General features: G+C 51.8%; 16 protein-coding genes and 7 tRNA genes. 18 read left to right on the forward strand and 5 right to left on the reverse strand.

Translation table 11 applies throughout. The annotated features are described in order from the left end of the window. Nucleotides 1–28: 28 nt before the first annotated feature. Nucleotides 29–1,324, forward strand: coding sequence for an MFS transporter (gene tcuC, locus LY264_RS17300; RefSeq protein WP_048226097.1), 1,296 nt, complete (start codon nt 29–31; stop codon nt 1,322–1,324). A gap of 51 nt (nt 1,325–1,375) precedes the next feature. On the opposite strand, the gene LY264_RS17305 is transcribed toward tcuC, so the two are convergent. The 4 genes from LY264_RS17305 to nagE all read right to left on the reverse strand — a co-directional run bounded on the left by LY264_RS17305 (nt 1,376) and on the right by nagE (nt 7,405). After that, nucleotides 1,376–1,708 (reverse strand): ChiQ/YbfN family lipoprotein, encoded by a 333-nt coding sequence (locus LY264_RS17305; protein ID WP_008784106.1) that lies wholly within the window; start codon nt 1,706–1,708, stop codon nt 1,376–1,378. Nucleotides 1,709–1,757: 49 nt separating this feature from the next. Next, the gene (chiP, locus tag LY264_RS17310; protein WP_008784105.1) at nt 1,758–3,164 is read right to left on the reverse strand and encodes a chitoporin ChiP; all 1,407 of its coding nucleotides are present in this window, start codon (nt 3,162–3,164) and stop codon (nt 1,758–1,760) included. A 436-nt stretch (nt 3,165–3,600) separates the two neighbouring features. Continuing rightward, nucleotides 3,601–5,268: a glutamine--tRNA ligase gene (gene glnS / locus LY264_RS17315; RefSeq protein WP_048226099.1), complete on the reverse strand. Its 1,668-nt coding sequence runs from the start codon at nt 5,266–5,268 to the stop codon at nt 3,601–3,603. Between the two features lie 187 nt (nt 5,269–5,455). Next, nucleotides 5,456–7,405 carry a PTS N-acetyl glucosamine transporter subunit IIABC gene (nagE, locus tag LY264_RS17320; RefSeq protein WP_003831342.1) on the reverse strand — a complete coding sequence of 650 codons (1,950 nt, stop codon included), beginning with the start codon at nt 7,403–7,405 and terminating at the stop codon, nt 5,456–5,458. A 342-nt stretch (nt 7,406–7,747) separates the two neighbouring features. Here nagE and nagB point away from each other — a divergent pair, with 342 nt between their 5' ends. The 12 genes from nagB (at nt 7,748) to LY264_RS17380 (ending at nt 14,643) form a co-directional block, all read left to right on the forward strand. Beyond that, nucleotides 7,748–8,548, forward strand: a complete 801-nt coding sequence (nagB, locus tag LY264_RS17325) for a glucosamine-6-phosphate deaminase (protein WP_048226101.1) — start codon at nt 7,748–7,750, stop codon at nt 8,546–8,548. Nucleotides 8,549–8,609: 61 nt separating this feature from the next. Beyond that, nucleotides 8,610–9,758: an N-acetylglucosamine-6-phosphate deacetylase gene (nagA, locus tag LY264_RS17330; RefSeq protein WP_048226105.1), complete on the forward strand. Its 1,149-nt coding sequence runs from the start codon at nt 8,610–8,612 to the stop codon at nt 9,756–9,758. An 8-nt stretch (nt 9,759–9,766) separates the two neighbouring features. Next, nucleotides 9,767–10,987, forward strand: coding sequence for a DNA-binding transcriptional regulator NagC (nagC, locus tag LY264_RS17335; protein ID WP_003022796.1), 1,221 nt, complete (start codon nt 9,767–9,769; stop codon nt 10,985–10,987). A 57-nt stretch (nt 10,988–11,044) separates the two neighbouring features. After that, nucleotides 11,045–11,797, forward strand: coding sequence for a ribonucleotide monophosphatase NagD (gene nagD / locus LY264_RS17340; protein ID WP_003022792.1), 753 nt, complete (start codon nt 11,045–11,047; stop codon nt 11,795–11,797). Between the two features lie 251 nt (nt 11,798–12,048). Continuing rightward, nucleotides 12,049–13,713: an asparagine synthase B gene (gene asnB / locus LY264_RS17345; protein WP_008784099.1), complete on the forward strand. Its 1,665-nt coding sequence runs from the start codon at nt 12,049–12,051 to the stop codon at nt 13,711–13,713. Nucleotides 13,714–13,936: 223 nt separating this feature from the next. After that, nucleotides 13,937–14,013: transfer RNA gene (locus LY264_RS17350), tRNA-Met, on the forward strand. An 8-nt stretch (nt 14,014–14,021) separates the two neighbouring features. Then, nucleotides 14,022–14,106, forward strand: a tRNA-Leu gene (locus tag LY264_RS17355). Between the two features lie 23 nt (nt 14,107–14,129). Next, nucleotides 14,130–14,204 (forward strand) — tRNA-Gln (locus LY264_RS17360). 37 nt (nt 14,205–14,241) lie between these two features. Then, nucleotides 14,242–14,316, forward strand: a tRNA-Gln gene (locus LY264_RS17365). Nucleotides 14,317–14,337: 21 nt separating this feature from the next. Further along, nucleotides 14,338–14,414: transfer RNA gene (locus LY264_RS17370), tRNA-Met, on the forward strand. A 43-nt stretch (nt 14,415–14,457) separates the two neighbouring features. Next, nucleotides 14,458–14,532, forward strand: a tRNA-Gln gene (locus tag LY264_RS17375). Between the two features lie 36 nt (nt 14,533–14,568). Next, nucleotides 14,569–14,643 (forward strand) — tRNA-Gln (locus LY264_RS17380). Between the two features lie 104 nt (nt 14,644–14,747). Here the strand turns inward: LY264_RS17380 and ubiF are convergent. Further along, nucleotides 14,748–15,923 carry a 3-demethoxyubiquinol 3-hydroxylase gene (gene ubiF / locus LY264_RS17385; RefSeq protein ID WP_048214686.1) on the reverse strand — a complete coding sequence of 392 codons (1,176 nt, stop codon included), beginning with the start codon at nt 15,921–15,923 and terminating at the stop codon, nt 14,748–14,750. Between the two features lie 145 nt (nt 15,924–16,068). Here ubiF and miaB point away from each other — a divergent pair, with 145 nt between their 5' ends. From miaB to lnt, 5 genes are all read left to right on the forward strand, one after another. After that, on the forward strand, nt 16,069–17,499 hold the full coding sequence (miaB, locus tag LY264_RS17390) for a tRNA (N6-isopentenyl adenosine(37)-C2)-methylthiotransferase MiaB (RefSeq protein ID WP_003831327.1): 1,431 nt from the start codon (nt 16,069–16,071) through the stop codon (nt 17,497–17,499). Nucleotides 17,500–17,705: 206 nt separating this feature from the next. Further along, entirely contained in the window at nt 17,706–18,752 is a 1,047-nt protein-coding gene (locus tag LY264_RS17395; RefSeq protein ID WP_003022776.1) for a PhoH family protein, read from the forward strand. Next, on the forward strand, nt 18,749–19,222 hold the full coding sequence (gene ybeY / locus LY264_RS17400) for an rRNA maturation RNase YbeY (protein ID WP_048214688.1): 474 nt from the start codon (nt 18,749–18,751) through the stop codon (nt 19,220–19,222). The genes LY264_RS17395 and ybeY overlap by 4 nt, the downstream gene beginning before the upstream one ends. Before the next feature lie 158 nt (nt 19,223–19,380). Next, on the forward strand, nt 19,381–20,259 hold the full coding sequence (gene corC / locus LY264_RS17405; protein ID WP_003022770.1) for a CNNM family magnesium/cobalt transport protein CorC: 879 nt from the start codon (nt 19,381–19,383) through the stop codon (nt 20,257–20,259). Nucleotides 20,260–20,283: 24 nt separating this feature from the next. After that, on the forward strand, nt 20,284–21,822 hold the full coding sequence (lnt, locus tag LY264_RS17410; RefSeq protein WP_048226106.1) for an apolipoprotein N-acyltransferase: 1,539 nt from the start codon (nt 20,284–20,286) through the stop codon (nt 21,820–21,822). The last annotated feature ends 364 nt before the right edge of the window (nt 21,823–22,186 follow it).

The raw sequence follows: 22,186 nt of genomic DNA on the forward strand, positions 1-22,186 counted from the left end.
ATTATGATAAGACAGTGGAGCAAACCCAATGACACAACAACCATCGCGCGCCGGAACTTTCGGCGCAATACTGCGGGTAACCAGCGGTAATTTTCTCGAACAGTTCGACTTTTTTCTGTTCGGGTTTTACGCCACCTATATTGCAAAGACGTTCTTCCCCGCGGAGAGTGAGTTTGCCGGGCTCATGTTGACCTTTGCGGTTTTCGGTTCGGGTTTTTTAATGCGGCCCGTTGGCGCAATAGTGCTGGGTGCTTATATCGACAGAATTGGCCGACGCAAAGGACTGATGGTGACGCTGGCGATCATGGGCTGCGGGACCCTGCTGATTGCCCTGGTTCCCGGTTATCAAAGTATTGGCCTGCTGGCTCCTGTGCTGGTATTAGTCGGTCGATTATTGCAGGGCTTCTCTGCGGGCGTAGAGTTGGGCGGCGTTTCGGTTTATCTTTCTGAAATCGCCACGCCTGGCAATAAAGGTTTCTACACCAGCTGGCAGTCCGCCAGCCAACAGGTTGCCATTGTGGTGGCAGCGCTGATTGGCTACGGCCTGAATGCCACGCTGGGGCACGATGAAATCTCTGAATGGGGCTGGCGCATTCCGTTCTTTATTGGTTGTATGATTATTCCGTTGATCTTCGTCCTGCGCCGCTCGCTTCAGGAAACCGATGCATTTTTACAACGCACGCACCGTCCCGACACCAGGGAGATTTTCACCACTATCCTCAAAAACTGGCGTCTTATCTCAGCAGGTACGCTGCTGGTAGCGATGACCACAACGACGTTTTACTTCATAACCGTCTATACCCCGACCTACGGCAGGGCTGTACTCCACCTGAGCGCCCGTGATAGCCTGATAGTCACCATGCTGGTCGGTATTTCTAACTTTATTTGGCTGCCGATTGGCGGGGCGATTTCTGACCGAATTGGTCGTCGTCCGGTATTGATGGGGATTACCCTACTCGCACTGATCACCACCTGGCCGGTAATGCACTGGCTCACCGCCGCACCAGATTTTACGCGTATGACGCTGGTCCTGCTTTGGTTCTCGTTCTTTTTTGGTATGTACAATGGGGCAATGGTCGCGGCACTCACCGAGGTGATGCCTGTCTATGTCCGTACGGTGGGTTTTTCACTGGCCTTCAGTCTGGCTACGGCGATTTTTGGCGGTCTGACACCCGTCATATCCACGGCGCTGGTCCAGCTAACCGGAGATAAAAGCTCGCCGGGATGGTGGCTGATGTGCGCGGCACTTTGCGGACTCGCCGCCACGGCAATGCTGTTTGTCCGCCTGAGTCGTCATTATCAACCGGCCGAACAGAAACTCTGACATGCAAACGGGCGGAGAATTCTCCGCCCGTTGTATTTTCATTTTTTCAATTTACTGCGCAGTATTCTTACTGCGTATTTCCTGCCAGACCTTGTCACAATCAGCATTGACGGACTGACCGTTACCCGTGCGCGTGGCCTGGATACACTGCTGATAATCCAGCACGCGTACGCTTTCTTCATTGGCAAACTGTTGGTGCTGTTTTTCTTTCTTCAGCACATTCAACACGCTTTGGCAGGCTTCAATTTTCTCCGGCGATCCCTGCGCGGTATTAATACACGCGCTGTAGGCTTCTTTCAGACGGCTGTCCTCTTTCGGCGCAGGAGATTGCGCACACGCCACCAGCCCTGATGCCATAACGGCGATGAGTATCAGTTTTTTCATAGCACTTTCCTCAACGATGCGGCAGGCACCCGACCTGCCGCTGTTGGCATTAGAAGATGGTGAACGGAGCAATAACGATGAACTTCACGTCGCGCTCATCCTGGAACATGTTGCCGTAACCACCGCCCCAGCTCGGAATGTCTGAATGGTTGTCGTACTGAGTGAAGTGCAGCTTAAACATGGTGCCCTTCGCACGACCTTCCTGCAGGGTGTAGACCGCATCCAGGCTGTAAGAAGATTCTTCGATAGTCCGGTTTTTGTCGTAGTACGCATCCGGGTTGAGCTGCCAGGTTGATGGCTTAGCATCCCATGCGTAAACGTAGGACGCACCTACCGCCCAGCCCGGCAGATTCCAGTTCTTCAGGTCATACATTGCGCCGAAGAAGACTGCCTTTTCACCGTTGGCGTTGAAGTCAGAACGGTTATCCCACCAGACATCCAGACGGCCATTTGAAGAGGCGTAGGTTGGGGTCATACGCTGCAGGAAGTAACCCTGCTGGCCGTCCGCTTTAACCCAGGTCCCTTCCAGACGAAGGTCGACGACTTCTGCCACTTTGTAGCCAAAGGTCAACGCCTGCAACCAGGCAGTGCCATCATAAATATCGTTCACGGTACGATCATCAACCTTGTCGCGTGCACCGTAGAACTGGTAGCTGGTGGTAAATGGGTTACCGCCTAAATCGAATTTGTAGCTGGCTTTTGCGAAGTACTGATCGACATAACCTTCAGACTGACCAAATGCCGCTTCCAGCAAGAGGTTATTTTTGAAGTCATATTTCGCGCCAATTGAGTGCAGGTAATCAACGCTGGTCTTTTTATCAGCCTGATAGAATTTATCGACTTCGGTGTGCCACGGTGCTTTATATTCGTTAGCCCACATATAGGAGAAGCTCAGTGCGCCAGCATCACCGTAATCGAAGTTGGCACCGGCTTCAGCACCCTGATAGGTACCTGGCATAAAGCTCCAGTGCGGTGCCAGCAGAGTCTGCCCGGTTGGTTGAATGTAACCGGCGCGCGCCCAGGTTGGGCCGTATTTAAATTTGGCTGCTGCTTTATAAAGGCTAATCCCGCTCTTATCGCCGGAGTAATCCTCGTCATAGCCTTTATTTTTGGAAGAAAATGCGATTTCGTTTGGATGGCCGCTTTCGCTACTTTCGTTCATTTCAATAGCGGTAAATGCTGCGATATCAATACCAAACATATCGGCCGCATAACCGGACTGGAAGTCGAGGTTAGCGTTCCAGGTGGAGTGAGAAAGGTTGGTTTTATATTTGTCATGATCGGTCACATCTTTACGGTCACGCTCACGCTGCCAGTAATAGATGCCACCTGTTAAGGTTGAGTCATCAATAAATCCTTCGGCGTGTACCTGCGGAGCGACAACAAAACCCGACATTGCTGTGATACCGGCGATAGCCAGCGCCAGCGTACTACGTTTGCCACTAAACGTACGCATATGTTAATCCTCTTTGACATATAAAATGCTGCCGACAAAAGCGGACAGCGAAAAAACAAAAAATAAAAAAGTAGCGCTAAGAAAACCTCAGTGACTACAATGAATAGACTATTTTTCGCGACGCGAATTATCAATCTCTTTCTGTAACGAGTATGTAATAGTATGAGCAACCGCACATATTTGATTGCTTTCTGTTACATTTTCATCGGAAGATAAAAAAGCGTTGAAAAAATTAAAAAATCGCTTGTTTTCCATGGAGATGAAATCGGTTTCAGCCCATTTCATATTGAGGTAAGTTATTTAAACGTAAAAACATTCGCCCAGCCCATTATTACGGACATGTAATTAATTCGCTCCGCAAACGGAGCCTGGAACACGTTTTTTTTGCGAAAAAAAACGCCGCATGAAGCGGCGTTTAGAGAGGATGTGTTACGGCTTATTCGCCCGCTTTAGCCCACGTGTCACGTAGACCAACGGTACGGTTAAACACCAGCTTGTCAGCCGTTGCATAACGACTGTCCAGGCAGAAGTAACCTTCACGCTCAAACTGGAACGCTTTACCTGCAACCGCTGCCTTCAGCGACGGCTCACCGTAACCCTGCTTAATGACCAGCGATTCCGGGTTAATAACGGACAGGAAGTCTTCCGCCGCGCCTGGATTTGGCACGCTAAACAGACGATCATACAAGCGGATTTCAATCGGCAGCGCATGGGACGCGCTCACCCAGTGAATAACGCCTTTGACTTTACGACCATCGGCCGGGTCTTTGCTCAGGGTGTCGGCATCGTAGGTGCAGAAAATGGTGGTGATATTCCCTTCCGCATCTTTCTCAACACGTTCGGCCTTGATCACATAAGCATTACGCAGGCGTACTTCTTTGCCCATCACCAGACGCTTGTACTGCTTGTTGGCTTCTTCACGGAAGTCTGCGCGATCGATCCAAATTTCACCGCTAAATGGCACTTCGCGGCTGCCCATTTCCGGTTTGTTCGGATGGTTAGGCATGGTGACCAATTCGCTTTCGCCCTGCGGATAGTTTTCGATAACCAGTTTAACCGGATCGATAACCGCCATCGCGCGCGGGGCGTTTTCGTTCAGATCTTCGCGGATACAGGATTCCAGAGAAGCGATCTCAATGGTGTTGTCTTGCTTGGTCACGCCAATGCGTTTGCAGAACTCACGGATCGCGGCAGCGGTGTAACCGCGACGACGCAGGCCAGAAATCGTCGGCATACGCGGATCGTCCCAGCCTTCAACGTGCTTGTCGGTCACCAGCAGGTTCAGCTTGCGCTTGGACATCACGGTATATTCCAGATTCAGGCGCGAGAATTCGTACTGACGCGGATGAACCGGAATGGTGATGTTGTCCAGCACCCAGTCGTACAGACGACGGTTATCCTGGAACTCCAGCGTACACAGGGAATGCGTAATGCCTTCCAGCGCATCGCTGATGCAGTGGGTAAAGTCGTACATCGGGTAGATGCACCACTTGTTGCCGGTCTGGTGGTGTTCGGCGAACTTAATACGGTACAGCACCGGATCGCGCATCACGATAAACGGCGACGCCATGTCGATTTTCGCACGCAGGCAGGCTTTACCTTCTTCAAAACCACCGGCACGCATTTTTTCGAACAGCGCCAGGTTCTCTTCGACGCTACGATCGCGGTACGGGCTATTTTTGCCAGGCTGAGTCAGCGTGCCGCGGTATTCACGGATTTCGTCCGCTGACAGTTCGTCAACGTACGCCAGGCCTTTATTAATAAGCTCTACCGCATAGGCGTGAAGCTGATCGAAGTAATCCGAAGAGTAGCGAATGTCGCCAGTCCAGTGGAAACCTAACCATTCAACGTCGTTTTTAATCGACTCAACGTACTCGATATCTTCTTTAACCGGGTTCGTATCATCAAAACGCAGGTTGCACTGGCCCTGGTAATCTTGCGCAATGCCAAAGTTCAGACAAATGGATTTCGCGTGGCCAATGTGCAGATAGCCATTTGGCTCCGGCGGAAAACGGGTATGGATAGTGGTGTGCTTACCACTGGCCAGATCTTCATCGATGATCTGACGAATAAAGTTACTCGGGCGGGCTTCAGCCTCACTCATCGTGGATTCCTCAAAGCGTAAACAACGTATAACGGAGTATGATCTTATAAGCGACGTCAGGAGACAACTATTAGTTGCACAAAAAAGGTGTTTCAACAGGATATATGAGGGCATTTGCTGCAAAAAAAAGCGGCGGAGGAATATCCCCCGCCGCTTAAGGCACTTAACTCACTTTACTCAGGAGCAGTTATTTACCTTTAATCTCATACAGTGGTGTTTGACCGGCAACCACATGACCTTCGGCTTTAATAACCAGAGCGCCGAAATCATCGCTGTTGCTGCACACAACCGGGCTTATCATGGAACGTGCGTTAGCGTTCAGGAACTCCAGATCCATTTCCAGAATCGGTTGGCCTGCAGTAACTTCCGCACCTTCTTCGACCAGACGCTTAAAGCCTTTGCCTTCCAGCGCTACGGTATCGATGCCCATATGGACCACGATTTCCGCGCCTTTAACAGTTTCCAGGCAGAACGCATGGTTAGTGTTGAAGATTTTCACGATGGTGCCCGCAGCCGGAGCAACCACGATTTTATCCGTTGGTTTCACTGCCACGCCGTCGCCTACTGCTTTGCTGGCGAAGGCTTCATCAGGAACCTGCTCCAGAGCAACTACGTCACCAGTAATCGGAGAAACCAGCGCTTCAACGGTGACTGCATTCGCTACAGCCTGCGGTTTTGCTACTGGAGCCGCTGCTGCTGGCGCACTTTCACCAGATGCTGCTGCCACCGGGCCACGCGCGACAACTTTCTTCATTTCGTCGCCGATGGATTCGGCTTTCGCACCCACGATGACCTGGATAGTTTGCTTGTTCAGCTTAACTACCCCAGATGCGCCTAAACGCTTACACATCGCATCGTTTACGCGACCGGAGTCGGCAACGGTCAGACGCAGACGAGTGATACAGGCATCAATCGCTTTCAGGTTATCAGTACCACCAACCGCTGCAATGTAGTTGGTTGCCAGTTGAGCCAAACCTTCTTCAGTGTTGCTGTTGGCTTCTTCAGTAACGATATCGTCTTCTTTATCTTCGCGGCCCGGCGTTTTCAGGTTAAACATACGAATAACCGCGCTGAACAGCACAAAGTAGATAACGAAGAACACCAGCCCCATCACCACCAGCATCCAGACGTTCTGGCTTGCTGCCGGCAGGTTGTACATCAACACGTAGTCGATAGCACCTGCGGAGAAGGAGAAGCCTGCGTGGATCCCCAGCAGTGTTGCAACGAACAGGCTGATACCCGTTAACAGTGCGTGCAGGAGATACAGCAGTGGAGCCAGGAACATGAACAGGAATTCCAGCGGCTCGGTAACACCGGTCAGGAACGCGGTGATCGCAACGGACAGCAGCATACCGCCAACCATCGGACGACGTGCTTTCGGAGCCGCGAAGTACATTGCCAGCGCCGCACCCGGCAGACCAAACATCATGATTGGGAAGAAGCCAGACATGAACATACCCGCAGTGCCGTCACCCGCGTAGAAGCGGTTGATGTCACCGTGGAATACGGTACCTGCAGCGTTAGTAAATTCGCCAATCTGGAACCAGGCGATGGTGTTCAGCACCTGATGCAGACCGGTTGGGATCAGCAGACGGTTGATGAAACCAAAGATACCGGAACCCAGCGCACCAGCGCCCACGATCCACTCACCACCCGCATGGATGGCGTTCTGTACCGGCGGCCATACGTAACCGAAGATAGCAGCCAGCACCAGACAGAAGAAGCCAGTGGCGATCGGCACAAAGCGTTTGCCGCCAAAGAAGCTCAGGAAGTCAGGCAGTTTGATACCAGACCAGCGGTTATACACGGCACCGCCGACCAGACCGGTGATGATACCAGCCAGCACGCCCATATTGATTGCAGGGTTAATGGTAACCATTGCTTTGGTCAATATGAAATAACCGACCGCACCTGCCAGCGCTGCTGCACCTGCGCTGTCTTTTGACCAGCTGGAAGCAACACCGATCGCAAAAATTAACGCGAGGTTATCAAAGATGGCCCCACCCGCTTGCGCGATGAAGGGTACGTTAAGTAAATCTGGTTGGCCGAATCGCAGCAGCAGTGCCGCGACTGGCAGCACAGCGATGGGGAGCTGTAACGCCCTACCCAGCCGCTGGAAAAAACCTAAAATATTCATTTTATTCCCCCTACGAGACCCCGATTAGGCTTCTTTGAAGCCATATTTTTATTGTGCGACCATTCCTGACAGCAAGATTCTGGAACAACGATATTAACCATTCATCTACATTCAGAGTGTGTGAAAAATTAATTCGTATCGCAAATTAAACGCGTGTTTTTTGTGATTACAGTCACCAAATATCGTTATTAACCCTCCCTTTCACTGGCTAACTACGAAAACTTATTTTATCATTCAAAAAATCGAAACGGATTGATCCTTACCGATGCAAAACCAGGTTACGCTTAATACTGCACAGAGACTCAATCCGCCAACTGCTTACTTTTACTTTTGAGGTGAAGAATGAGACTGATCCCCCTGAATACCGCTGAACAAGTCGGCAAATGGGCTGCTCGCCATATCGTTAACCGTATTAACGCGTTCAAACCAACGGCAGATCGTCCGTTCGTTCTGGGCCTGCCGACTGGCGGTACTCCACTGACAGCTTATAAAGCATTGGTTGAAATGCACAAAGCGGGCCAGGTGAGCTTCAGGCATGTTGTTACGTTCAACATGGACGAATATGTTGGCCTACCGAAAGAGCATCCGGAAAGCTACCACAGCTTTATGCACCGCAATTTCTTTGATCACGTTGATATTCCAGCAGAAAACATCAACCTCCTCAATGGTAACGCGCCGGATATTGATGCAGAATGCCGTCAGTATGAAGAAAAAATCCGTTCTTACGGTAAAATCCACCTGTTTATGGGCGGTGTAGGCAACGATGGTCACATCGCGTTCAACGAACCCGCTTCCTCTTTGGCTTCCCGTACCCGCATCAAAACGCTGACTCACGACACACGTGTTGCTAACTCACGCTTCTTTGACGGCGACGTAAGCCAGGTGCCTAAATATGCCCTGACCGTTGGCGTGGGCACCCTGCTGGATGCTGAAGAAGTGATGATCCTGGTTCTGGGTCACCAGAAAGCACAGGCGCTGCAAGCTGCCGTTGAAGGCAACGTTAACCACATGTGGACCATCAGCTGCCTGCAGTTGCATCCAAAAGCCGTTGTGGTCTGCGATGAGCCTTCCACCATGGAACTGAAAGTGAAGACGCTGAAATACTTCAACGAGTTAGAAGCGGAAAATATTAAAGGTCTGTAATTGATGTCTCCGCCCTGTCGATAAGTTGCAGGGCGGCATTTTTTTGAAATCGGGGGTCGGAATGTATGCTTTAACCCAGGGCCGGATCTTTACCGGTCACGAAATTCTTGATGACCATGCGATTGTTGTCGCCAATGGCCTGATCGACAGCGTTTGCCCACTGGCTGAATTACCGTCAGGGATTGAACAGCGCTCACTGAATGGGGCCATTGTTTCCCCCGGTTTTATTGATGTACAGCTGAACGGCTGCGGCGGTGTGCAGTTTAACGATACGGCAGAAGCCGTAACCGTTGAAACGCTGGAAATCATGCAGAAAGCCAATGAAAAATCTGGCTGCACCAACTATCTGCCAACGCTTATCACCACCAGCGATGACCTGATGAAACAAGGTGTTCGCGTGATGCGTGAATACCTGGCGAAACACCCCAATCAGGCATTAGGACTTCATCTTGAAGGCCCGTGGCTGAACCTGGTGAAAAAAGGTACCCATAATCCGGGATTTGTCCGTCAGCCGGACGCTGCACTGGTTGATTTCCTGTGCGATAATGCGGATGTGATCACCAAAGTCACACTGGCACCAGAAATGGTCCCGGTAGAGGTCATCACCAAACTGGTGAATGCGGGTATCGTGGTTTCTGCGGGTCACTCCAATGCAACGGTAAAAGAAGCAAAAATCGGATTCCGTGCAGGGATTACCTTTGCAACGCATCTGTTCAACGCGATGCCGTACATTACCGGCCGCGAACCCGGTCTGGCGGGCGCTATTTTGGATGAAGCAGATATCTACTGCGGTATCATCGCCGATGGCCTGCACGTTGACTACGTTAACATTCGTAATGCTAAGCGCCTGAAAGGCGACAAGCTGTGCCTGGTCACTGACGCGACCGCGCCAGCAGGTGCAAACATTGAACAGTTCATTTTCGCTGGTAAAACAATATACTACCGTAATGGACTGTGTGTTGATGAGAACGGTACGTTGAGCGGTTCATCATTAACCATGATTGAAGGCGTACGCAATCTGGTCGAGCATGCAAATATCGCCCTCGACGAAGTCTTACGCATGGCAACGCTCTACCCTGCTCGCGCCATTGGCGTCGACAAACAATTCGGCAGCATCGCGCCAGGCAAAGTAGCCAACCTGACTGCGTTCACGCACGACTTTAAAATTATCAAGACCATCGTTAATGGCAACGAGGTCGTTACTGAGTAAGAGAAAGAATGACACCAGGCGGACAAGCTCAAATAGGTAATGTTGATCTCGTAAAACAGCTTAACAGCGCGGCGGTTTATCGCCTGATTGACCAGCATGGGCCAATCTCGCGAATTCAAATTGCCGAGCAAAGCCAGCTTGCCCCCGCCAGCGTAACCAAAATTACGCGTCAGTTGATCGAACGCGGGCTGATCAAAGAAGTCGATCAGCAGGCCTCCACCGGGGGCCGCCGCGCTATCTCTATCGTCACAGAAACTCGCAATTTCCACGCCATTGGCGTACGACTGGGTCGCCACGACACAACGCTCACGCTCTATGATATGAGCAGTAAAGTTGTCGCCGAAGAGCATTACCCCCTCCCGGAGCGCACCCAGGAAACGCTGGAATATGCGCTGCTCAACACCATTGCCATCTTTATTGAGAGCTGCCAGCGGAAAATCCGTGAGCTGATCGCAATTTCTGTCATCCTGCCAGGCCTTGTCGATCCTGAAAGCGGCGTCATCCGCTATATGCCACACATTCAGGTCGAAAACTGGGGACTGGTCGAAGCGCTCGAAAAACGCTTCAAAGTCACCTGCTTTGTTGGTCATGATATTCGCAGCCTGGCGCTGGCTGAGCACTATTTCGGGGCAAGCCAGGATTGCGAAGACTCCATTTTGGTGCGAGTGCACCGCGGAACCGGCGCGGGCATCATCTCCAATGGCAGAATTTTCATCGGTCGCAATGGCAACGTCGGCGAGATTGGTCATATTCAGGTAGAGCCGCTGGGTGAGCGCTGTCACTGCGGTAATTTCGGCTGCCTGGAAACCATTGCCGCCAATGCTTCTATTGAACATCGCGTGCAGAACTTACTGAAGCAGGGTTATCCAAGTCGACTCACGCTGGATGATTGCAGCATCAAAGCCATCTGTAAGGCCGCGAATAAAGGCGATAATCTGGCAGCAGAAGTTATTGAGCACGTTGGTCGCCACCTGGGTAAAACTATCGCCATTGCCATCAACCTGTTTAACCCGCAAAAAATCGTCATTGCGGGCGAAATTACCGAGGCGGATAAGGTGCTGCTGCCTGCGATAGAAAGCTGTATCAACACGCAGGCGTTGAAAGCGTTTCGCCATAATTTACCGGTGGTTCGGTCCACGCTGGATCACCGCTCCGCCATTGGCGCCTTTGCGCTGGTGAAGCGCGCAATGCTCAACGGGACATTGCTGCAACGTTTGCTGGAAAGCTAATGCTCTCATATAGTAGTCGATTACTATCAGACTCATAACGAATTCCCTGGGTATTCCATGGCCATTAAGAATGTAATTTGTGATATCGACGGCGTGCTGATGCACGACAATGTTGCTGTACCGGGTGCGGCAGAATTTTTGACTGGGATCCTGGAAAAAGGTTTGCCGTTAGTCCTGCTGACTAACTACCCTTCGCAAACCGGGCAAGATCTGGCAAACCGCTTCGCCACCGCGGGTGTGAATGTCCCTGATAGCGTCTTTTATACTTCCGCGATGGCTACCGCTGATTTTCTTCGTCGCCAGGAAGGGAAAAAGGCCTACGTGGTGGGTGAAGGCGCGTTAATTCACGAACTTTATAAAGCTGGATTTACCATTACCGACGTGAACCCCGATTTTGTGATTGTTGGCGAGACACGTTCCTATAACTGGGACATGATGCATAAAGCAGCCTATTTTGTCGCCAACGGCGCGCGTTTTATCGCCACTAACCCGGATACCCACGGTCGCGGCTTTTATCCCGCCTGTGGAGCACTCTGTGCCGGTATTGAGAAGATCTCAGGTCGTAAACCGTTTTATGTCGGCAAACCCAGCCCGTGGATTATTCGCGCGGCTCTCAACAAAATGCAGGCGCACTCGGAAGAAACCGTTATCGTTGGTGACAACCTGCGTACCGATATTCTGGCAGGTTTTCAGGCGGGTCTGGAAACTATCCTGGTACTGTCTGGCGTATCCAAGCTTGATGATATTGACAACATGCCGTTCAGACCAAGCTGGATTTACCCGTCCGTTGCTGAAATAGACGTCATTTAATCTCTTTAGCCGGATAACAACATCTGCAAGTTATCCGGCCTGAAAAATACATCCATTCAATAAAATCACCACTTCACTGTTGATTCATCAATAATAGCGTTCATTACATAATCTTTTTTCATCAATCAGCAATGACCATTGCGTTTTTTATTTTCTGCCCCGTAATTCGCTTGCGCCCTCTCCAGCTTTGCGGCATTTTCTTTATCAAGCAAACATAAAAAGCATCACGCAACAGGTTAACGGAGAAGGTTATGTGTTCTATTTTTGGCGTATTCGATATTAAAACTGACGCAGTTGAACTGCGTAAAAAAGCCCTGGAACTGTCTCGTCTGATGCGCCACCGCGGCCCGGACTGGTCAGGTATTTACGCCTGTGATAACGCCATTCTGGCGCACGAACGTCTGTCCATCGTCGACGTCAATGCCGGTGCTCAGCCGCTGTACAACGTGAAGAAGACACATATCCTGGCGGTTAACGGTGAAATTTATAACCACCAGACACTGCGTGCTGAATACGGCGATCGCTACCAGTTCCAGACCGGTTCCGACTGCGAAGTTATCCTCGCCCTGTATCAGGAAAAAGGACCCGCGTTCCTCGATGACCTGCAAGGGATGTTCGCTTTTGCCCTGTACGACAGCGAGCAGGACGCCTACCTGATCGGTCGTGATCATATCGGGATCATCCCGCTGTATATGGGTTACGACGAGCACGGTAACTTCTACGTTGCGTCTGAAATGAAAGCGCTGGTTCCCGTCTGCCGCACAATCAAAGAATTCCCGGCCGGTAGCTATTTGTGGAGTAAAGACGGTGAAATTCGTCAGTACTACCAGCGCGACTGGTTTGAATACGATGCCGTCAAAGACAACGTTACTGATAAAAACGAGCTGCGCCAGGCACTGGAAGATGCGGTGAAAAGCCACCTGATGTCAGATGTTCCTTATGGAGTGCTGCTGTCCGGCGGTCTGGATTCATCCGTCATTTCCGCGATAACTAAAAAATACGCGGCACGCCGTGTTGAAGATCAGGAACGTAGCGAAGCCTGGTGGCCACAGCTGCACTCCTTCGCCGTCGGCCTGGAAGGCGCTCCGGATCTGAAAGCTGCGCAAGAGGTGGCGAACCATCTGGGGACCGTGCACCATGAGATCCACTTCACCGTGCAGGAAGGTCTGGATGCGATCCGCGACGTGATTTACCACATCGAAACTTACGATGTCACAACGATTCGCGCCTCGACGCCAATGTACTTAATGTCGCGTAAAATTAAAGCGATGGGCATTAAAATGGTGTTGTCGGGTGAAGGTTCGGACGAAGTGTTTGGCGGCTATCTCTATTTCCACAAAGCGCCAGATGCAAAAGAACTGCACGAAGAAACCGTGCGCAAGCTGCAAGCGCTGCATATGTTCGACTGCGCCCGTGCCAACAAAGCCATGTCGGCCTGGGGTGTAGAAGCCCGCGTGCCCTTCCTGGATAAGAAATTCCTTGATGTGGCGATGCGCATCAACCCACAGGACAAAATGTGCGGCAACGGCAAAATGGAAAAACACGTTCTGCGCGAATGTTTTGAGTCCTACCTGCCGGCAAGCGTCGCATGGCGTCAGAAAGAGCAGTTCTCTGACGGTGTCGGTTACAGCTGGATTGACACTCTGAAAGAGGTGGCTGCAGAACAAGTTTCTGACCAACAACTGGAAACTGCCAGCTTCCGTTTCCCGTACAACACGCCATCGTCTAAAGAAGCGTATTTGTACCGTGAGATTTTCGAAGAGTTGTTCCCGGTAGCAAGCGCTGCCGAATGTGTGCCGGGCGGGCCGTCGGTTGCCTGTTCTTCTGCTAAGGCGATCGAATGGGATGAGGCGTTTAAAACCATGAACGATCCGTCTGGCCGTGCCGTTGGCGTACATCAGTCCGCTTATAAATAAGTTAATCCTTAGATAAGAGCCCTGCGGGGCTCTTTTTTTATGTTTGTTTTCTGTGCAAAAAAACAATTAATAACTAATAATTGCCGAATATTGCGTCATGCTGTTCGCAACCTAACCAAACAGTCACATTCCAGCTATTTTCAATGAAAAAGGGGTTGACGCTTCAAGGCTCAATACGCATAATGCGCCCCGCAACGCCGATAAGGTTACGCGAAAAAAAGATGGCTACGTAGCTCAGCTGGTTAGAGCACATCACTCATAATGATGGGGTCACAGGTTCGAATCCCGTCGTAGCCACCATCTTTTTTGCGGGAGTGGCGAAATTGGTAGACGCACCAGATTTAGGTTCTGGCGCCGCAAGGTGTGCGAGTTCAAGTCTCGCCTCCCGCACCATTCACCCGTAAGCGTTGCACGGATGGGGTATCGCCAAGCGGTAAGGCACCGGTTTTTGATACCGGCATTCCCTGGTTCGAATCCAGGTACCCCAGCCATTTTTTCTTCGATATAGCGGTTCACCGCAACGGTCATTGGGGTATCGCCAAGCGGTAAGGCACCGGTTTTTGATACCGGCATTCCCTGGTTCGAATCCAGGTACCCCAGCCATCGAAGAAAATGTTAGTATTTGGCTACGTAGCTCAGCTGGTTAGAGCACATCACTCATAATGATGGGGTCACAGGTTCGAATCCCGTCGTAGCCACCATATTAAGGACATATCGACTCGTTCGGTAAATCCAAAAAATTGTTGGGGTATCGCCAAGCGGTAAGGCTCTGGTTTCTGATACCAGCATTCCGAGGTTCGAATCCTCGTACCCCAGCCAATTTCAAAAAGTCGTCCACTCTGTGGGTGCACCCGTTGGGGTATCGCCAAGCGGTAAGGCTCTGGTTTCTGATACCAGCATTCCGAGGTTCGAATCCTCGTACCCCAGCCATATTAAAAAAGCTCGCCTCGGCGAGCTTTTTGCTTTTCTGCATTTATCGCCTGATGGCGCTCCGCTTATCAGGCCTACGTATTTTCCCCGTAGGCCTGCCTGAATTACAACCCTAACGCATACTTCAGTGCCTGACGTTTCAGTACGCCAGCGCGCTCTGCGGCCATGAGCCCGAGATTACGCATGATGCGCAGCGGCTGCAGGTTATTGCTGAATCCGGCATAGAACAGATCCATACCGCTTTGCATGATGAAATTGTCAGTCATACGGCGATTCTGATAGCGCTTGAGCACCGGCTGACTGGCCCAGGATTCACCGTAGCTGCGCGCGTTCACCAGCACATCAATCAACGCATCGACATCACGAAAGCCCAGATTAACGCCCTGCCCCGCCAGCGGATGAATGGTATGCGCGGCATCACCTACCAGCGCCAGCCCCGGTTGCACATATTGCAGCGCATGACGACGCGTAAGCGGGAACGCCCCCGCAGCCACTGGCATCACCTTACCGAGTCGCGATGGAAAATGTTTAGCAATCTCCGTCTGCAATTGCGGCATATTCAGCGCTTGCAATTGGCGGATGCGAGCCGGTGAGTCGTACCACACCAACGAGGCCCAGTTATCAAACAGCGGTAAAAACGCGCGCGGGCCGTCAGGCGTAAATTGCTGCCAGGTGCTGTCTCCCGGTGAATTTTCGCATTGTACGGTTATCAACATACAGGACTGCGCGTACTGCCAGGCATGGATACCAATCCCGGCCATTTTTCGCACCTGAGAGTTGGCACCATCGGCGCCGATGACCAGCTTCGCGCTAATAGTTTCGCCACCTGCCAGCTCAAGCTCATGTCGATCGTTATGTTGATGCAAAGAAATCAGGGACGCCGGTACGCGCAGCGTGACTTTAGGGTGAGCTTGCAGCGCCTGCCAGAGCGCCTGTTGCAGGACCGTGTTTTCCACCATATAGCCCAACAGAGGCAGCTTAAGCTCGGCGGCATCAAACATCACATGGGCATTTTCCCACTCCCACGTTTCCAGTCGACGATAAGGATGGCTGCGCATCCCCTGCACCGTATCCCAGACGCCCAGCCCTTTTAGCAACGACACCGACGCGGAACTAATGGCAGAAATTCTGACATCAGGCTGTCCGTCAGCCACAAACGGCGCGGGAACGGCATGCTCGATGACCGTTACCGTAAATCCATGCTGCGCCAGTCCAAGCGCCAGCGCGCCGCCGACCATCCCCCCGCCGACAATGGCAATTTCCGTTGGTTGATTTGTCATGGTCAATTATCCAGTTACATGTATTGTGTAAGTTTACAGGATTTTTTACCCCTTGAGGCTGACATCCGTCATACTGGTCACAACCGCGCCAAAGCAGTACACTATGCGCCCTGCATTTCAGCCACAATTTCGCAAGAGCAAGTCGATGACCAAAAAACTCCATATTAAAACCTGGGGCTGTCAGATGAACGAATACGATTCATCGAAGATGGCCGATCTGCTGGATGCCACTCATGGGTATCAACTGACTGACGTGGCGGAAGAAGCGGATGTGCTGCTGCTGAATACCTGCTCAATCCGTGAGAAGGCTCAGGAAAAAGTGTTCCATCAACTGGGCCGCTGGAAACTGTTAAAAGAGAAAAACCCCAAGCTCATCATTGGGGTCGGTGGCTGTGTTGCGTCTCAGGAAGGCGATCATATTCGCCAGCGCGCGCATTACGTCGATATTATTTTTGGGCCGCAAACGCTGCACCGCCTGCCGGAAATGATCAACAAAGTGCGTGGAAGCACGACCCGTAGCCCGGTGGTTGATATCAGTTTCCCGGAGATCGAAAAGTTCGACCGACTGCCGGAACCGCGTGCTGAAGGTCCAAGCGCGTTTGTGTCCATCATGGAAGGTTGTAATAAATATTGTACTTACTGCGTGGTGCCCTACACCCGCGGTGAGGAAGTCAGCCGTCCGGCGGATGATATTCTGTTTGAAATCGCCCAGCTTGCAGCCCAAGGCGTGCGTGAAGTGAACCTGCTGGGGCAAAACGTGAACGCATGGCGTGGTGAGAACTACGACGGCACGATCGGATCTTTTGCCGATCTGTTACGTCTGGTCGCAGCGATCGACGGCATTGATCGTATCCGCTTCACCACCAGCCATCCGATCGAATTCACCGATGATATCGTTGAAGTTTATCGCGATACGCCAGAGCTGGTGAGCTTCCTGCATCTGCCGGTACAGAGCGGTTCAGACCGCGTACTGAACCTGATGGGGCGCACCCATACCGCGCTGGAATACAAAGCGATCATCCGCAAACTGCGCGCTGCGCGTCCGGATATCCAGATTAGCTCCGACTTCATCGTTGGCTTCCCGGGTGAAACCACGCAGGATTTCGAGCAGACCATGAAGCTGATTGCTGACGTCAATTTTGACATGAGCTACAGCTTTATTTTCTCTGCGCGTCCTGGCACCCCTGCCGCCGATATGGTTGACGACGTACCGGAAGAAGAGAAGAAACAGCGTCTGTACATTCTACAGGAGCGTATCAACCAGCAAGCTATGGCCTGGAGCCGCCGTATGGTCGGCACGACCCAGCGCATTCTGGTTGAAGGCACATCGCGTAAAAGCATCATGGAACTGTCAGGCCGTACCGAAAATAACCGTGTGGTGAACTTTGAAGGCAACCCGGATATGGTCGGTAAGTTCGTAGACGTAGAAATTACCGATGTCTGGACTAACTCCCTGCGCGGTAAAGTGGTGCGTACCGAGGACGAAATGGGTCTGCGTATCGCAGAATCCCCTGAATCGGTCATTGCGCGTACCCGCAAAGAAAACGATCTGGGCGTCGGTATTTATCAGCCTTAATCCTGCTGAAAAACGTAAAAAAGGCCCGATACCGCTACACTTATCGGGCCTACAATCCTGGGCTCGCTGTCCCGGCGGGTCTTGTAATCTGCCCTATCATCCCCATATTTGCTGCAATGCTTGCGCCTTTCCCCCATGGCGTGAATAATTTCCTTAGATGCCGGTAAATGTTCAGCGTCCGGCGAGACATGCATAAGAGGAACAGTTTGAACATAGACACTCGCGAAATCACCCTTGAACCCGCAGACAACGCCCGCCTGTTGAGCCTTTGCGGCCCATTTGATGACAACATCAAACAGCTGGAACGTCGCCTCGGCATCGAAATTAACCGCCGTGATAACCACTTTAAACTGACCGGTCGTCCAATTTGCGTCACCGCTGCGGCAGATATTTTACGTAGCCTGTACGTCGATACCGCCCCAATGCGCGGTCAGACGCAGGACATCGAGCCTGAACAAATTCATCTGGCGATCAAAGAAGCGCGTGTGCTTGAGCAAAGCGCAGACAGCGTGCCTGAATTTGGCAAAGCGGTGAACATCAAAACCAAGCGTGGAGTAATTAAGCCGCGCACGCCGAACCAGGCACAGTACATTGCGAATATCCTCGACCACGACATCACATTTGGCGTTGGCCCTGCGGGTACGGGTAAAACGTATCTCGCGGTTGCCGCTGCGGTTGATGCGCTTGAGCGTCAGGAGATCCGTCGCATTCTGCTGACCCGTCCGGCAGTGGAAGCGGGCGAAAAACTGGGATTCCTGCCAGGAGATCTCAGCCAGAAAGTCGATCCGTATTTACGACCGCTGTATGACGCGCTTTTCGAAATGCTCGGCTTTGAAAAGGTTGAAAAGCTGATTGAGCGTAACGTCATTGAAGTTGCGCCCCTGGCCTACATGCGCGGTCGTACGTTGAACGATGCGTTCATCATTCTTGATGAAAGCCAGAACACCACCATCGAACAGATGAAAATGTTCCTGACCCGTATCGGCTTTAACTCCAAAGCGGTCATCACTGGCGATATCACCCAGATTGACCTGCCGCGTAGCACCAAATCCGGTCTGCGTCATGCCATTGAAGTGCTGGCTGAAGTCGACGAAATTAGTTTTAATTTCTTCCATAGCGAAGACGTGGTGCGCCACCCGGTGGTCGCCCGTATCGTCACGGCGTATGAAGCCTGGGAAGAAGCAGAACAGAAACGCAAAGCCGAGCAGGCTGCAGAACGCAAGCGCGAAGCTCAGGAGCAGGAACAAAAATGAGTCAGGTTATCCTCGATTTACAGCTGGCATGTGAAGACGAATCCGGTTTGCCAACAGAAAGTCAGTTTCAGGGCTGGCTGGATGCGGTGATCCCGCAGTTTCAGGAAGAGTCTGAAGTGACGATTCGTCTGGTTGATGACGCGGAAAGCCATGACCTGAACCTGACCTATCGCGGGAAAGATAAATCCACCAACGTGCTCTCTTTCCCTTTTGAAGCCCCGCCGGGCATTGAAATGCCGCTACTGGGCGATTTGATCATCTGCCGTCAGGTGGTCGAGAAAGAAGCGCAGGAGCAAGGCAAACCGCTTGAGGCCCACTGGGCGCACATGGTGGTGCACGGTAGCCTGCATTTACTCGGCTACGACCATATTGAAGACGATGAAGCGGAAGAGATGGAATCCCTCGAAACAGAGATTATGCTTGCTCTGGGCTATGAGGATCCGTACATTGCCGAGAAGATTGCAGAATAGTAGCTTGCCGGATGGCGGCGCTTGCGCCTAATCCGGCCTACATTCATGCCTTTCGTAGGCCTGATAAGCGTAGCGCCATCAGGCAAAACATGCCGTCAACAGCTGAGTAAACGCATGACGCGCTTTGTATTAACTAACATGAGAACCCATACGACGCCATGAGCGACGACAATTCACACAGTAGTGACACCTTAAACAGCAAAAAGGGATTTTTTTCCCTGTTACTGAGCCAACTTTTCCACGGTGAACCGAAAAACCGCGACGAACTGTTGGAGCTGATCCGTGATTCCGGGCAAAACGACCTTATCGATGAAGATACGCGCGATATGCTCGAAGGGGTAATGGATATTGCGGACCAACGCGTTCGCGACATCATGATCCCTCGCTCCCAGATGATTACCCTGAAACGCAACCAAACTCTGGACGAATGCCTCGATGTCATTATCGAGTCTGCCCACTCGCGTTTCCCGGTAATTAGCGAAGACAAGGATCACATTGAAGGGATTCTGATGGCCAAAGATCTGCTGCCATTTATGCGTAGCGATGCCGAAGCCTTCAGCATGGAGAAAGTGTTACGCCAGGCGGTTGTCGTCCCTGAAAGCAAGCGGGTTGACCGCATGCTGAAAGAGTTCCGCTCCCAGCGTTATCATATGGCTATCGTCATCGACGAGTTCGGCGGTGTCTCAGGTCTGGTGACCATTGAGGACATCCTTGAACTGATTGTCGGTGAAATTGAAGATGAGTACGACGAAGAAGACGATATTGATTTCCGTCAACTCAGTCGCCACACCTGGACTATTCGCGCGCTGGCGCCAATTGAAGACTTCAACGAAGCTTTCGGCACGCATTTCAGCGATGAAGAAGTGGATACCATTGGCGGGTTGGTCATGCAGGCCTTCGGTCATCTGCCCGCGCGTGGAGAGACCATCGACATTGATGGTTACCAGTTCAAAGTGGCAATGGCCGACAGCCGTCGTATTATTCAGGTTCATGTCAGAATTCCGGACGACTCACCCCAGCCCAAACTGGACGAATAAACCCGAAACTGGATCTAAGACTACATGGCATTTGCCCCTTTAATTGAACGCCAGCGCATTCGCCTGCTGCTGGCGTTATTATTCGGTGCCTGCGGGACACTGGCTTTCTCACCGTATGACATCTGGCCCGCTGCGATTGTTTCGCTGATGGGTCTGCAGGCTCTCACCTTCAACCGCCGTCCGCTCCAGTCTGCCGCTATCGGCTACTTCTGGGGACTGGGACTGTTTGGCTCAGGCATCAACTGGGTTTACGTCAGTATCGCGCAGTTTGGCGGTATGCCGGGCCCCGTTAACGTCTTCCTCGTGGTTCTGCTTGCTGCTTACCTTTCCCTCTACACTGGCCTGTTTGCCGGCGTTTTGGCGCGTCTGTGGCCGAAAACTACCTGGATACGTGTAGCGATTGCCGCGCCGGTAGTCTGGCAAATCACTGAATTTCTACGCGGCTGGGTACTGACCGGTTTTCCGTGGTTGCAATTCGGCTACAGCCAGATCGATGGCCCGTTAAAAGGGCTGGCGCCGGTAATGGGCGTTGAGGCGATAAACTTCCTGCTGATGATGGTTAGCGGCCTGCTGGCACTTGCACTGGTAACGCGTAACTGGAAGCCGCTGGCTGCCGCCGTGGTGCTTTTCGCTCTGCCCTTCCCGCTACGTTATATTCAGTGGTACACGCTGGAGCCGGAAAAAACCACCCAGGTCTCGATGGTGCAGGGTGACATCCCGCAGTCGCTCAAATGGGATGAAGGCCAATTACTCAACACCCTGAAGATTTATCTCGACGCCACCCAGCCTGAGATGGGCAAATCACAGCTCATCATCTGGCCAGAATCCGCTATTCCGGACCTGGAAATTAACCAGCAGCGTTTTCTGAGCATGATGGATGACCTGCTGAAATCGAAAAACAGCACGCTGATTACCGGTATTGTAGACGCGCGTCTGAACAAGCAGAATCGTTACGACACCTACAACACCATCATCACACTGGGTAAAGACAGCCCATACAGCTACGACTCCAACAACCGCTACAACAAAAACCATCTGGTACCGTTTGGCGAATTTGTCCCGCTTGAATCTATCCTGCGCCCGCTAGCGCCATTCTTTGATCTGCCAATGTCTTCGTTCAGCCGCGGTCCTTATGTACAGCCACAGTTGCATGCACACGGCTTTAAGCTGACCGCTGCCATCTGCTACGAAATCATTCTTGGCGAACAGGTACGGGATAACTTCCGCCCGGATACGGACTACCTGCTGACTATCTCTAACGATGCATGGTTTGGTAAATCTATTGGCCCGTGGCAGCACTTCCAGATGGCGCGTATGCGTTCCCTGGAGCTGGCGCGACCTCTGCTGCGTAGCACCAACAACGGTATTACGGCGGTGATTGGTCCACAGGGCGAAGTTCAGGCGATGATCCCGCAGTTTACCCGTCAGGTGCTGACCACCAGCGTGACGCCAACGACGGGCTTAACCCCTTATGCCCGTACCGGAAACTGGCCGCTCTGGCTGCTAACCGCGCTGTTTGGCTTTGGCGCAGTGGTAATGAGTCTGCGCCAACGTCGTAAGTAAAACAGTGCCCCATCAAATGCAGGCCGGATAAGGCGGTACGCCGCCATCCGGCAGTTGTGCAGCATCGTGCCTGATGGCGCTACGCTTATCAGGCCTACTTCCCCCCTCCAAAAGACCATTCTGGCACGTCTATTGCTTTGTTCTACAAGGCAAACGCTGTTTTGGCTGAATGTGCAACCTGGTCGCACCAAAGTTGAGCGCCGGTAGCACCTGAAAAGTGCAACAAGATATTTTTGCCCCCAAATGGTGCGGCGCACTTCGCAAAAATAAACAATAACACAGCAAATTCTTTACATTCATCCAAACTAAATGTTAACAAACACATACAAGACTGCACGTTTTAGTAGCAAACAATAACAACATC

The sequence above is a fragment of the Citrobacter portucalensis genome (assembly GCF_023374935.1).
Classification (GTDB): Bacteria; Pseudomonadota; Gammaproteobacteria; order Enterobacterales; family Enterobacteriaceae; genus Citrobacter; species Citrobacter portucalensis.